The sequence below is a fragment of the Mucilaginibacter sp. genome, assembly GCF_028288225.1.
Lineage (GTDB): Bacteria > Bacteroidota > Bacteroidia > Sphingobacteriales > Sphingobacteriaceae > Mucilaginibacter.
Genome location: NZ_JAQBOC010000027.1, coordinates 33,761 through 46,962 on the forward strand (window position 1 = coordinate 33,761; position 13,202 = coordinate 46,962).

The window sequence follows — 13,202 nt, forward strand, 5'->3', positions numbered from 1 at the left end:
ACGAACTTCGATTTAATAATACACATTATTATGTAAGAATTTCAGACAAGGTCAGAAAAACAGCCTATCGATTAATCCTGAAAAAAAAAATCCAATCACTTCCGCCAATTGTTATACGATCAGAAAATAGTAGCCTTACTTTGGCTACACTCTCTAATAAAAAGAATTTTTACGAATCAGTAGCTGCGCTGTATAGTTTTTGTTTCTGGAACAAGAACGTTTATCTCCATTATCATGAAGACGGAACACTTACTGAAAAAGAGATCGGTTTTTTAAAAAAAAAATTTCCAGGTATAAAAGTGTTTTTAAGAAGCGATGAAAATATAAAAGTTAAAACGCTGTTGGCATCAAAAGGACTGGAAAATTGTAAAAAATTGAGAGATGTTTTTTTCTTATCTATAAAGTTGTTTGATATGATTGTAGAAAAGCAGACAAACTACTTATTACACATTGATTCTGACGTCCTCTTTTTTTCGAGGCCTGATGAAATATTGGATATTGTTGAAAAAGGTAATTACAACGGGTGTTATAACTGCGATGTATCTAATTCCTATACTTTTGATAATGAAACTATGTCAAGGTATCTTACATCAGAAATGATAGGCCGGTTTAATTCGGGGTTGATACTGCACAATTTTGACGAGTCGTTTTTTAACTTTATAAACGGGGTTATAGAAGGCAATTTATATAAAACTGAATCATGGCACCTCGAGCAAACATTGCTGGCAATGTTTGCCAGCGAAAAGGGAAATTTTCTAGGTTTGCCAAAACACTATGATTTAGCCAGAAAAGAAATGTTTCTTGGAAATAAAATAACAAGCGAGCATTATGTTGATGGGGCAGGAAGTGTTTTTCACAGGGATTTTATTAATAAACTGTATCCGTTGTTTAAAAGGAATTGACGGCACGCATAAATTCTGTTAAAAAAAAGATAGTGTTGGTTTCTTCGGGGCAGCCGTCTTTAAATCCAAGGTTGGTAAAAGAGGCAGATGCTTTGGATGCCGGGGGGTATGAAGTTACTGTCTTGTATGCTTACTGGAACGCCTGGGGAACAGACCTCGACAAAAAACTGTTGCCCCATAAACAATGGCGGGCTGTAAGGACGGGTGGAGATCCGGAGCAAAAAAGGGTCACTTATTTCCTAAGCCGAATAATTCATAAGTTTTCCTTACTGGTTACAAAACATACCGGCATTAAGTACTTCACTCAACTTGCTATTGCCAGAAGCAGCTACTTTTTAATTAGGGAAACTAAAAAACACAAGGCTGATCTGTACGTCGGGCATAATCTTGGTGCTTTACCTGCTGTAGTTAAAGCATCTCAAAAGCATAAAAAACTATGCGGCTTTGATGCAGAGGATTTTCACCGGTACGAAACCTCAAATAGCGACAACGATAGCGAAGTTATTTTAAAAGCATTTATTGAGGACAAGTATATCCCTCAGGTGAACTATTTATCAGCAAGCAGCGCGCAAATTACTAATGCTTATCACCAGCTTTTTCCGGCTAAAAAACCTGTTACCTTGTTAAATGTTTTTCCTTTTAATAATGAGGTAAAGCAACCTCAATTAAATACCTCACACCCCATAAGGTTATTTTGGTTTTCGCAGGTTATTGGTGTTAGCCGGGGGATAGAAGATGTTGTAAAAGCGCTCCATATTTTAAAAGATGATAATTTTGAACTGCACCTGCTGGGTTATCACTCAAACCAAACAATAGACTTCATTGAACAACTAAATAATGGTGCTGGGAAAATCTTTTATCACCAGCCGGTTACACCGGGAGCATTGGTTGAATTTGCGGCTCAGTTTGATATTGGCTTAGCGATGGAGCCCGGTTTCAGCGTAAACAATGATTTTGCATTAAGCAATAAAATATTCACTTATATGCAGGCTGGTTTGGCAATTGTTGCAAGCGATACTACGGCTCAAAGCGCTTTATTTGATCAATATCCTTCGATTGGAACAACTTATCATAAAGCAGATGCGCAATCATTAGCGGGTGTTTTATCTGGTTACAATAAAAACCGGAACAAGCTCTTAGAAAGCCGCGAAGCATCCCGGCTTTTGGCAAAAAACACCTTAAACTGGGAAAATGAAAGTAAAAAGTTTTTAACCCTTGTTAGACAAACCTTAAATAAAGCTGAACGCTAAGGTACTCATTATCTCCCCCTACTTTCCGCCTTCAAATGCAGCTGATATGCAGCGCATAAGAATGAGCCTGCCTTACTTTAAGCAATTTGGGTGGGATGTAGCGGTAGTAGCTATTGATGAAAAATATTCTGATGTTGTGCAGGACGAGTTGCTTATGCAAAGCATCCCGGCAGATATAAAGATTTATAAAGTAAAAGCTTTAAGCAGGGCGCTAACCTCAAAAATTGGATTAGGAAGCCTGGCTTTACGCTCACTTTGGTACTACCGTAAAAAGGTAAATGAGATTTTGAAAAAGGAAAAATACGACCTCATTTATTTTTCAACTACCCAGTTCCCGCTTTGTATTTTAGGGGCTTATTGGAAAAAACGCTTTGGCATTCCCTATGTAATAGATATGCAGGACCCCTGGCACTCAGAATATTATAAAGATAAACCTAAAGATCAGCAGCCCCCCAAATATTGGTTTTCTTATCGCCTGCACAAATACTTGGAGCCGATAGCTATGAAGCAGGTTGATGGTTTGATCAGTGTGTCAGCTGATTATATCAGCGATTTAAAAGCGAGATACCCCGTAATAAATAATGTTCCATCGGCTACCATTACATTCGGCGCTTTTGAGCAGGATCTGAAAATAGCACTTGACAACCAAGGTAAATTTTACGCATTGCTGCAAAGCGGGTTCAAGAATATTGTATATGTAGGGCGTGGCGGTATGGATATGCAAAAAGCCATTGCCCCTGTATTTGAAGCGCTAAAAAAAGGGCTGAATGAAAACGCTGAAGTATTTAGCAAGCTGCGATTTTACTTTATCGGTACCAGCTATGCGCCGGCAGGCACAGGTAAGCCTACAGTTTTGCCTCTGGCTAAAAAATATGGCGTTGATTCGAATATAATTGAAATAACTGACAGGATAAGTTATTATCGCACTTTATTAACCTTACAACAGGCCGATGCATTATTTATACCTGGCTCGGATGATCCAAAATATACAGCTTCGAAAATTTATCCATACCTGTTAACCGGTAAGCCCCTGCTTGCAATTTTTAATGAAAAAAGCAATGCAGTTGAAGGTATAAAAGAATGTACAGGTGATGCCATGGTATTAACTTTTAGTGAAGATACATCTTACTTAACAGGTGATTTATTCCAAATACTAACCGATTGGGGAAATGGCTTATTTAAACCGTTAAACCTTTCAGCGAATTTTAAAAAATACAACGCAGAAAACCTTACGGGCCAGCAGGCTGACCTGTTTGTTAAGGCTACCAGATATTATGAGGCAAAGAAAAGCAATGGGGCGGATATTCGGTAGCTATTACTTATTAACTCCTTTGATTTACCCGTCAATAGCTAACTCTTTTTTTCAATGGATAACTTAACCATCAAATGAGGAAGCTGGCAATTATTACTACCCATCCTATTCAGTATTATGCGCCTGTATTTAAGCTTTTGCAGCAGCGTAAAAATATAGCTGTTAAGGTGTTTTACACGCTGGGCATAGCCGCTGTTAACAAGTTTGACCATGGCTTTAACAAGGTAGTTGAGTGGGATGTGCCGCTGTTAGACGGTTATGAGTTTGAATGGTTGGAAAATACAGCCGTTAATCCCGGCTCTCACCATTTTAAGGGAATAGTTAATTCTGATGGCATTGAGCAGATTAAAAAATACCGGCCTAATGCTATTTTGGTCTTCGGCTGGGCATATAATTCTCATTTAAAAATAATCCGCTATTTTAATGGTAAAATACCTATATATTTCAGGGGCGATTCAACTTTGCTGAATGAAAAAGACGGATTAAAAAAAACGCTCAGATATATTTTTTTAAGATGGGTATACAGGCATGTTAACCATGTTTTTTATGTTGGTAAAAACAACAAGGATTATTATGAGAGGTATGGGTTAAAAAAAAGTCAGCTAAGTTTTACACCACATGCTATTGACAATGATAGATTTGAAGCCGACCGGAAACATGAGGCGAATGAGCTGCGATCGTCTCTTGGCATCAGTAATAATGATGTATTGATCTTATATGCAGGTAAGTTTGAACCGGTTAAAAATGTTGAGTTACTATTGTCAGCATTTATAACTTTGAAACCGGCAAATGTACATTTGCTGTTAGCGGGTGATGGCCCCAATGAAAATAAATTAAAAGATATGGCTGGTCAAAGTAGTGTTACCGGCAATATTCATTTTACGGGGTTTAAAAATCAAACCTATATGCCTGTTCTGTACCAGGCGGCTGATTTATTTTGCTTGCCTTCAAAAAGTGAAACCTGGGGCTTAAGTATAAATGAAGCGATGGCATGTGGTAAAGCCGTATTAGTGTCTGATAAGGCGGGCTGTGCGGTTGATTTGGTGGAAAATGGCAAAAATGGCGCTGTTTTTACAAGTGATGATGTGGCTGATTTGGTTGGAAAGCTACAGCAATTAACCCAGGACAAGGGTCAATTGGTTAAATTAGGACAGCAATCAAAATTAATTATTAAAGACTGGTGCTTTTTACCTATTGCGGAAGCAATTGAAAATAAATTATTGAATGAGGCGCATTGACCGTATTAAGCTTGATTTTACCCGTAACTGGAGGCTTCCCGGAAAAGAAAGGCTTTCTAACTTGCTAAAGCCATCTGATCAGCTTAAAGCAAAAATAAAAGAAGGGATCGTATGGTTAAGCGACGAAGACATAGCCATTTATACCAGTGCCGATAACTATATTGAATGGACCATATTAAGCACCGGCACGTACGAAGATGAGATAAATAAATTGATCAGGATTTCTCTCAAAACCGGTGGTAATGCATTGGATATTGGGGGCAACATTGGCTTACAAAGTATCCGGATGTCGCAATGTGTGGGGCAAACAGGTAAGGTTTATGCTTTTGAGCCGTTGATATACCTCCAGGAAAAACTTAGCCGCAACCTTTTGTTGAATAAGGCTTTTAACGTAACGCTGTTGCCTTACGCCTTATCAAACCAGGAAAGTGAGGCCGATTTTATCATCAATAAAAATTCATGGAACCAGGGAACCTTTAGTTTAAGCAATAATAACAGCGATGGATCTGATAAACAGCGTGTATTTATAAAGGTTGGCGATAACCTCCCGGAAATTCAAAATCTCCACTCGCTCGACCTGGTAAAAATTGACGTAGAAGGCTTTGAGTACCAGGTGTTGCTTGGCTTGGCCAAAACAATTCAAAAACATAAACCCCGTATAATTTTTGAATACGACAGCAATTATTGGATGAGTAATAGTCAAAAAATTGCCGAATGCTGGTCATTTTTACAGTCGTTTGGTTATATACTGTACCAGATTACACCTGTTGGCTGTGAGCTGCTAAGCGATTGGGAAAACGTTGAGAGTGGTAACCTGTTTTGTATGCCTGTATAGTTTATGAAAAAGGAAAACGCCATTGAGAAACATTTTTTACTTTTTTTGCCATGGGCCATTTCCTTACTTTTTGAGTCATATGCGGTTACTTCCTATTTTATTGCATGGCTGGGTTCATTCTTTATTTTTTATATGACGTTAACCGGTAAAATAAAACCCTTGCCTGCCGATCGGAGTTTTGCTGAACAATTGATGCGGCCAATTTTTATAATCCAGGTGATTTTTGCTGGTTACATGTGCTGCACTTCAATATTTTATTTTTTAAGCCTTTTAGGGTATGAATATTTGAGTAAGACAAATACGGCTTTAGCCATAGATGAGAATGCATTGAACATTGCGGCACAATGCCAAAGGTATTATTGTTTAGGGCATGCAGCCTTTGTTTCGGGGATATTGATGTTTATGAAATATCCTGTTAAGCATAAGTATTATATTGAAAAAGAGAAATTAGCTAATTTGCTATTAATGACAGCGTTAGTTGCGTTTCCAGTGTCCCTTGTCTTTTTACGGATCCCGGGATTATCACAGTTTTATTTTCAACTTAGTTCGCTCAGCTTTATTGCCGGCACACTTGCATTTGCTTTTGCCCTGCCGCTTCAAAAGGTAACCAACACCTTAATTAGTCTTTCATTATATATTTTTAACTTTTACCAGGCCCTTACTTCCGGCTTTAAGGAGCCCATCATCATTAGTGTACTGGTTTTAGGCATATTTTTATATCCAAATTATAAAAAAATTGTGACTATCGTTTTTGGACCCGTCCTGATTTTGCTGTTTATGTTTCTGCCAGCTTATGTAAGCAGTTTTCGTGGAACTGCATGGACTGGCGATGAAAATGTAGATAATGCTGCGCAAATAGCACTTGATGCTACTCTTAATAAAGACGCTGATGATAATACCAATTGGGGTTTTTTGGTATACAGGTTAAGTGAAATTGATATGTTTACAAAATATGTTAAATCAACTCCTGACAAGATCGACTTTTATGGCACTCAATTGATAAAACAATCTGCCATAGCTATAATTCCCCGGGTCTTTTGGCCATCAAAACCGAGTACGGAAGCCCTTATTATGGAGCGCGTTTATAGCGCAGGCGTAGTAAACAGAAACTCAAACGTTTCGGCTAAACCTGCTTTTATTGTTGATGCCTATTTATCCTGCGGCGCAATAGGGATTTTTATTTTTTTGTTTGCATACGGCGCCATAGCGCAAATTATAGCCTGTAAGGCTGAAAAATTATTTGGCGGTTATATTTTGGGTACAGCACTCATCTTCAGCGGCCTGTTTCAAATATTCTGGCGGGGTTTAAGTTTTGAGTTTTTGATAAATTCTGTGTTTTGGAGTTATATAACCATGCTGGTTGTATTCAAAATATTGCGTTCCAGAAATATATTAAAAGAGATTTGAAGATTTTACAGATTTGTGCAGCTTACAAACCGGCCTATATTTATGGCGGGCCAACCATGTCGGTAAGCATGTTGGGCGAACAACTGGCAAAGGCTGGCGTTTATACGGAAGCATATGCAACAACAGCCAACGGAAAAGGAGAGTTGCCGGTTAATCCTGGTGAGCTGGTAAATGTTGATGGTGTCAGGGTGACTTATTTTAAACGAATAACAAAAGATCACAGCCACTTCTCCCCTGCCCTGTTTAAAAGGTTGTGGAAGGAAGCGCAAGGTTTTGATGTCATCCACATCCATGCCTGGTGGAACCTGGTATCGTTATTTTCATGCCTAATTGCGCTGGTGCGTAAGGTGCCGGTTGTGGTATCCCCAAGAGGGACTTTAAGTTCTTATTCGTTTCAAAATAAAAACATCGGCAAAAAATGGCTTATTCATCATTTATTGGGTAAGCTGTTGTTAAACAGGTGCCATATCCACGTCACGTCCAATCAGGAAGGCGAGGCTGCAAATAGCATCCTTATACCTAAAAGTATCATTGATCTGCCCAATTTTGTAAAGCTGCCTGTTACTTCACCTTTATTTAATCGATCTTCAGGTATTTTCCGGCTGATCTTTTTGTCAAGAATTGAAGCGAAAAAAGGCCTGGATATATTAATAAACGCTTTGCCGCTTTTAACCTTCCCTTACAAACTAACTATTGTCGGTGACGGGGACATAAACTATGTAAATGACCTGAAGGCATTGGCTAAAAAAAATGCTAATGAGGAAAATATTCGCTGGATGGGCTTTCAAAATGAGGATAAGTTTAAATTACTGTTTGAAAACGATCTGCTTGTTTTACCCTCGCATGATGAGAACTTTGGCAATGTGATCATTGAAAGCCTTAGCCAGGGTACAGCAGTATTGGTAAGTCCGTTTGTAGGTTTGTCTGACTATGTTACGGAAAATAATTTGGGGTGGCAATGTGAGTTAAATCCGGCATCCGTGAGTAACAGGATTAATTTTATTCATCAAAAACAGGATGCGCTTAATTTTATCCGGGAAAATGCGCCCGCCAGGATCAATGCTGATTTTGATGAAGGTAATTTGATTAAACGATATATGGATATGTATAATAACATAGTTAATGGGTGATTATATAGATTACGGTTTTCATAGCGACGGCCCTACACATAATTTTAGCTACCAGTTGAATGAGCTGGTTGGGTTAATTGATAAAGTAAAAAACAAATATATTCTTGACCTGGGCTGCGGCAACGGCTACCTGGTAAATTTCCTGATTGAACAAGGTTACAATGCCTATGGTACCGACGCTTCTGAAAAGGGAATAGCCATCGCACAAAAAACAAACCCCGGCCGTTTTTTTGTACAGGATCTTTCTGCAGACGCTTTACCGCGGCAATTGCAGGGCATTCCTTTTGATACTATCATATCCACAGAAGTGATTGAACATTTATACAATCCCGAAGCGTTTATTGATTTTTGCAGGCAACAGCTAAGGCAGGGGGGCGAGTTGATCATAACTACGCCTTACCATGGTTATTTTAAAAATTTAACCCTGAGTATTTTTAACAGATGGGATAGCCATTTGGATCCGCTGTGGCTGGGCGGGCATATTAAACTATGGTCAAAAAATACGCTGACCAAAGTATTGACCAATGCCGGTTTTACGGTTATAGCTTTTACAGGCTGCGGCAGGTTTCCGTACTTTTGGAAATCCATGATCATTAAAGCAAAGCTATCTTGAGCAATCAGTTCTCATTTATCGTGATTACCTATAACGAAGAAGTACATTTGCCCAGGTTCCTTCAGTCTGTACAAGGTCTTAACGCCCCTGTTTTTATCTTAGATTCAGGCAGTACGGATAATACCGTCCCGATAGCGGAAAAAGCCGGAGCAACCATTTTACAGCACGCTTTTGAAAATCATCCCAAACAATGGGATTACGCGCTGAAAAATTTCAGGATCCAAACCCCCTGGGTAATTTGCCTGGATGCCGACCAGGTTGTCACGGATGCGCTTAAAGCGCATCTTCATCATTTTAAGGCGGCGGATTACAAGGATATTGACGGGATTTATTTTAACCGCAAAAACTTTTTTAAAGGCCGGTGGATAAAACATGGGGGCTATTCACCTTTTTACCTGCTTAAAATGATAAGGTTTGGGGTTGGCTTCTCCGATCTTAATGAGGGTATGGATCATCGGTTAATAGTTCCCGGTCATACAGTTATCTGGAAGGATGGCTATCTATTGGAAGAAAACCTAAAGGAGAACAATATCAGCTTTTGGATCGGGAAACATAACCGCTACAGTGATTTGGTTGCGCAGGAGGAAGTGGAACGGATGCAGCAAATAAGGTCGCAAACGGTTAAGCCGCATTTTTGGGGTTCGCCCGATGAACGCACGGCGTGGTTAAAGCAGCTCTGGTGGAAACTGCCACGTTATGCAAGGCCTTTGCTCTATTTTATTTACCGGATGTTTTTTCAGCTCGGGATCCTCGATGGCCGCACCGGTGTTATTTTTCATTTTTTACAGTCATTTTGGTTCCGCCTTATGGTTGATATTAAAATCGATGAGATCCTGCAGGAAAAAAAGGGGTCAAAACGAAATAATGAACCCAATAGGTAGGATGAAACAACTGACTTGCATTATGGATTCGACGAGGCTAAAGAGCCCGGCGGATCGGGTACCTGCCGAACAGTTTTTACAGCCTCGGGAAGCCTGCGTCAGCTTAGCAACTGGTCCATCCTTCTTTGTGATTTTTAAAAGCTGCGGGAAGATTTTTTTTGTTGGTTATTCAGGTGCCACGCGGCAAAAATAACAGCAGCAACGGCAATCACAACAACCCAGCTGTCTAAAGGGCAGTTACCAAGGTCTACATCCTGGGCCGAGCAGGGCGCACCCGGATCCTGTGCATAAAGCAACGCCGCATTAAGCATTAAAAATAATAAAGTACTAATAAATAGCTTTACCCGCATACCTTTGGTTTTGAATACAACTTTACAAAAATACAATTTTCAATTACAATTTAACCCTTTTTTTATTGCAACTAAAATGTTGCTAAAAATGCAGTTCTACCGGTTTTTTAAAAATTGCATATTGCCCGGTCCGTTTAAACGGGGTTTTGATAATAAAGTTTACAATTAATTTTGATGACGGCCTTACCAGTTGATCCTCCGTTAATAATTATAGCCGGCATCTTTAATCTTTTGCGCGCTGTCGGATCCCATACTGACGGAATAGTTGCCTGTGGTAGTGCAGGCTGTTGTGATTAAAATGTTTTTATTGCCGTGATCAGCAAAACACACCGCAGCTTCGTGAATTTATGTAGATTTGGAATTACTTTGACGTTAAAAAAAGATGCAGTTCTCCGGCAAAACAGGCGCTAAAACCAATTCAGGCAGTAATACACCGGCGGGTAGGTTTGTACTGACATTTATTGTGCTTTTTGTGGCCTTCTATTATTTCCATATATTTTATTTTGGCGTTACCTCGCCCGGTAATCACTATAGTGCATTTTTAGCAGAACATCTTAATTATATAAAGGGCTTAAGGTGGCTATTGCTGAAAAGCAGCGTTCAGGTGCTTAACTGGTTTGGGTTTGTGGCCATTACCAGTGATTACGAGCTCATGGTGCCGGGGCACACCATTCTCCAGTTGGTTTACTCTTGCCTTGGTTTAGGGGTTATCAGCTTTTTTAGTGCGTTCGTCCTGGCTTACCCGGCAAAGTGTAAATCAAAGCTGATTTTCCTTATTGGCGGGATATTGGGGATTGAGGTGTTAAATGTTATGCGATTTGTACTGCTTTCGCTGTACTGGAGCAGTAACAAGAACCGGGTGATTGATCACCATATCATCTTTAACATCATCATTTATTTAATTATTGCCATAACGCTTTATTTTTGGGTAAAGCGCAATGGTATATTGATCAACAACAATGCTGCAAACTGATCTTTCGTTATACAATAATTCGCCTTTTAATCCGGGTGGCAGCGCTGTAAAAAGACTGTTGTGGTATTACGTAAATGCTGTATTTTTAAAAAGCGGTTTGCTGCCATCAAGCAGTTTTAAAGTATTTTTACTGCGTTTATTCGGGGCTAAAATTGGTAAAGGCGTCACCATAAAGCCTGGTGTTAACATTAAATACGCATGGCACCTAACCGTTGGTAATCATACGTGGATTGGTGAAAATGTATGGATAGATTGCCTTGTTGCGGTTACCATAGGCAATAATGTCTGTATTTCTCAAGGGGCTGTTTTGCTTACCGGCAGCCATAATTATAAAAAGAAAACTTTCGATCTGATAACTCAACCAGTGACGTTGGAGGATGGCGTTTGGATAGGCGCAGGAGCAATGGTTAACCTTGGCGTAATTGCGGCATCGCACGCAGTGCTGACAAGTGGTTCGGTAGCTACTAAAAACCTGGAAGCTTATTCTGTTTACCAGGGAAACCCGGCTGTAAAGATCCGTGAACGAATCATCATTTAATATCAAAACAATAACGATACAACCTTAACCCTCACAGCATGGATAAAACAGGCTTATACAATTTTAACAACCGGGTAACAATTAGCCTGTTCTTTACAGTTATGTTTTTAGTGTTCCTGAATATTTTCACACCATTAAGATTAATAACAGATGGCATCAGGTATTTAAACATCCTTGAATATTTAAACGGCGGCTTGGATAAAAACAGCTATTGGGCACATGATGTTCTTCCGCACGGATACCCATGGCTTTTACTTTTAATTCATAAATTGAATTTACTCGGTCCAATGTCAATTACTATCGTTAATATTTTGTGCACGCTGCTTTCATGCTATATGTTAACCAAGATTTTAACAATTGATAATAAATACCTTTTTTTTTCACTGGTAATGTTATCATTTATAAATATTAAGCACTTTACATTACCCGTATCCGATCAATTATTTGTACTGCTTTTTATCACAAGCATATACTTGTGGTCTGAATTTTTTGCGGGGCGGAAATATTATATTATACCCGCATTATTGTTAACTGTTGCATGCGTTTTTGTAAGAACTGCAGGCATAGCTCTCCTGCCTGGCATTGTATTTTATATAATATATAGTAACAGGGCGAAATTCATGGCAAGCAAAAGATTAGTTGTGCTTATTAGTCTCATACTTTTAGCCATCTTAGTTTTTATTATAAAACTTTCCCTTCTTGAAACCAAAATCGATTATTTAAGGCAGCTGAATTTAATGATGATGATCAAGCATCCGTTTTCAATAATTGACAGATTCCTATTGCATTTTAAAGAAATTGGGGAGTTGATATTAAATATTCCCTACAGTAAGCTAATGGGAATTATTAAGATCAAAAGTTTCGATACCGCTCAATATTTATTGATCCTATTAGGAGTTATTGGGTTGTGGCTTTTTTTTAAAGCAATCTTTCGTTTTAAACTATTTGATCATTTTGCTTTTTGGGTATTTTCAACCTATTTCATCATGATCTTTTTATGGCCTTTTTACGATACAAGGTTTTTAATACCGGTAATCCCATTATTCATCTATCTTTTCTTTTCTTATTTGTTTAAATTTATTGAAAGCAGCTATGTCAAAATTATTCCATTATTCATATATGTTTTATTGGGTTTTATAAGCCTTGTTTATTCAGATGCGATTTCTTTAAACAAATCCTTTTTTTTAAATCATTATGGATTTGATCCGCAACTAACAAATAAATACCGGGTACATTTTAAAAACAAGCACAATACGGGCTGCAAACCAGCCTATAGTATCACCGATGAAAATGTATCGTTTCTTCTTGAAAAATATGACAGGTAACTTTATAGCTATTGATATTAAATGCCTTCACAAAAAAACAACCCGCATAAAATTATTTTAATAATTACCGGCATAGCTGTGTTGATAATGGGCGTGATCCTTTTCTTTATCCCCCCTGCACTTTTTCCCGATCCCGCCAATGGATTTAATATATTATGCAGCATGCGGTTAGGAGGAGGTTTTAACGTTTTAACGGCACCCGATCAGGATGACATTTCGCAAAACTATAGTGAGTTTGTGACGTGGTGGAGTCCCGGACAATACCTGGTGCCTTATTTTTTTAAGCTGGTAGCCGGTCTGAACACCGGGCAGGCAATGGCAATAACGGTAGCTTTGGCCCAACTATGCGGACTGGCAGGCTTTTATTCATTCTTTAAAAAAATAGGTTTTACGCCATTTATAGCAGCCGTAAGCCTTGTGTTTATTGTTTGCCAGCTGGCATTTTTTG

At 38.8% G+C, this 13,202-nt stretch carries 14 protein-coding genes; 13 read left to right on the forward strand and 1 reads right to left on the reverse strand.

Annotation, left to right across the window (positions count from 1 at the left end; all coding sequences use genetic code 11):
- The first annotated feature begins 140 nt into the window (after nt 1-140).
- From JWQ54_RS08030 to JWQ54_RS08070, 9 genes are all read left to right on the forward strand, one after another.
- The gene (locus JWQ54_RS08030; RefSeq protein WP_299582775.1) at nt 141-902 is read left to right on the forward strand and encodes a glycosyltransferase; all 762 of its coding nucleotides are present in this window, start codon (nt 141-143) and stop codon (nt 900-902) included.
- Nucleotides 899-2,152 carry a hypothetical protein gene (locus JWQ54_RS08035; protein WP_299582777.1) on the forward strand — a complete coding sequence of 418 codons (1,254 nt, stop codon included), beginning with the start codon at nt 899-901 and terminating at the stop codon, nt 2,150-2,152. Before JWQ54_RS08030 ends, JWQ54_RS08035 begins: the two co-directional genes overlap by 4 nt.
- Before the next feature lie 46 nt (nt 2,153-2,198).
- Nucleotides 2,199-3,464, forward strand: coding sequence for a glycosyltransferase (locus tag JWQ54_RS08040; RefSeq protein WP_299582780.1), 1,266 nt, complete (start codon nt 2,199-2,201; stop codon nt 3,462-3,464).
- A gap of 74 nt (nt 3,465-3,538) precedes the next feature.
- Complete coding sequence (locus JWQ54_RS08045; RefSeq protein ID WP_299582783.1) at nt 3,539-4,702, forward strand: glycosyltransferase family 4 protein; 1,164 nt, start codon at nt 3,539-3,541, stop codon at nt 4,700-4,702.
- Nucleotides 4,689-5,537: an FkbM family methyltransferase gene (locus JWQ54_RS08050; RefSeq protein WP_299582786.1), complete on the forward strand. Its 849-nt coding sequence runs from the start codon at nt 4,689-4,691 to the stop codon at nt 5,535-5,537. Before JWQ54_RS08045 ends, JWQ54_RS08050 begins: the two co-directional genes overlap by 14 nt.
- A gap of 3 nt (nt 5,538-5,540) precedes the next feature.
- Complete coding sequence (locus JWQ54_RS08055; RefSeq protein WP_299582789.1) at nt 5,541-6,944, forward strand: exosortase Y-associated Wzy-like protein; 1,404 nt, start codon at nt 5,541-5,543, stop codon at nt 6,942-6,944.
- Nucleotides 6,941-8,074 (forward strand): XrtY-associated glycosyltransferase XYAG1, encoded by a 1,134-nt coding sequence (locus tag JWQ54_RS08060; RefSeq protein WP_299582792.1) that lies wholly within the window; start codon nt 6,941-6,943, stop codon nt 8,072-8,074. The genes JWQ54_RS08055 and JWQ54_RS08060 overlap by 4 nt, the downstream gene beginning before the upstream one ends.
- Entirely contained in the window at nt 8,067-8,687 is a 621-nt protein-coding gene (locus JWQ54_RS08065) for a class I SAM-dependent methyltransferase (protein WP_299582795.1), read from the forward strand. Before JWQ54_RS08060 ends, JWQ54_RS08065 begins: the two co-directional genes overlap by 8 nt.
- Nucleotides 8,684-9,568, forward strand: a complete 885-nt coding sequence (locus JWQ54_RS08070) for a glycosyltransferase family 2 protein (RefSeq protein ID WP_299582798.1) — start codon at nt 8,684-8,686, stop codon at nt 9,566-9,568. The genes JWQ54_RS08065 and JWQ54_RS08070 overlap by 4 nt, the downstream gene beginning before the upstream one ends.
- A gap of 134 nt (nt 9,569-9,702) precedes the next feature.
- Here JWQ54_RS08070 and JWQ54_RS08075 read toward each other — a convergent pair whose 3' ends face one another.
- Nucleotides 9,703-9,918 (reverse strand): hypothetical protein, encoded by a 216-nt coding sequence (locus JWQ54_RS08075; protein ID WP_299582801.1) that lies wholly within the window; start codon nt 9,916-9,918, stop codon nt 9,703-9,705.
- 382 nt (nt 9,919-10,300) lie between these two features.
- Between JWQ54_RS08075 and xrtY the strand changes: the two genes are divergently transcribed.
- The 4 genes from xrtY to JWQ54_RS08095 all read left to right on the forward strand — a co-directional run.
- Nucleotides 10,301-10,891, forward strand: coding sequence for an exosortase Y (gene xrtY, locus JWQ54_RS08080; RefSeq protein ID WP_299582804.1), 591 nt, complete (start codon nt 10,301-10,303; stop codon nt 10,889-10,891).
- Nucleotides 10,878-11,429 (forward strand): putative colanic acid biosynthesis acetyltransferase, encoded by a 552-nt coding sequence (locus JWQ54_RS08085; RefSeq protein WP_299582807.1) that lies wholly within the window; start codon nt 10,878-10,880, stop codon nt 11,427-11,429. Before xrtY ends, JWQ54_RS08085 begins: the two co-directional genes overlap by 14 nt.
- Before the next feature lie 38 nt (nt 11,430-11,467).
- Nucleotides 11,468-12,754, forward strand: a complete 1,287-nt coding sequence (locus JWQ54_RS08090) for a hypothetical protein (protein ID WP_299582810.1) — start codon at nt 11,468-11,470, stop codon at nt 12,752-12,754.
- Between the two features lie 21 nt (nt 12,755-12,775).
- Nucleotides 12,776-13,202, forward strand: a 427-nt coding sequence (locus JWQ54_RS08095; protein ID WP_299582812.1) for a hypothetical protein, incomplete at its 3' end; no start/stop codon positions are given.

Coding starts and splice junctions, on each gene's coding strand:
- JWQ54_RS08040 (WP_299582780.1), top strand. CDS start 2,199: ATGCAGCGCATAAGAATGAGCCTGCCTTACTTTAAGCAATTTGGGTGG.
- JWQ54_RS08045 (WP_299582783.1), top strand. CDS start 3,539: ATGAGGAAGCTGGCAATTATTACTACCCATCCTATTCAGTATTATGCG.
- JWQ54_RS08050 (WP_299582786.1), top strand. CDS start 4,689: ATGAGGCGCATTGACCGTATTAAGCTTGATTTTACCCGTAACTGGAGG.
- JWQ54_RS08055 (WP_299582789.1), top strand. CDS start 5,541: ATGAAAAAGGAAAACGCCATTGAGAAACATTTTTTACTTTTTTTGCCA.
- JWQ54_RS08065 (WP_299582795.1), top strand. CDS start 8,067: ATGGGTGATTATATAGATTACGGTTTTCATAGCGACGGCCCTACACAT.
- JWQ54_RS08075 (WP_299582801.1), bottom strand. CDS start 9,918: ATGCGGGTAAAGCTATTTATTAGTACTTTATTATTTTTAATGCTTAAT.
- xrtY (WP_299582804.1), top strand. CDS start 10,301: ATGCAGTTCTCCGGCAAAACAGGCGCTAAAACCAATTCAGGCAGTAAT.
- JWQ54_RS08085 (WP_299582807.1), top strand. CDS start 10,878: ATGCTGCAAACTGATCTTTCGTTATACAATAATTCGCCTTTTAATCCG.
- JWQ54_RS08090 (WP_299582810.1), top strand. CDS start 11,468: ATGGATAAAACAGGCTTATACAATTTTAACAACCGGGTAACAATTAGC.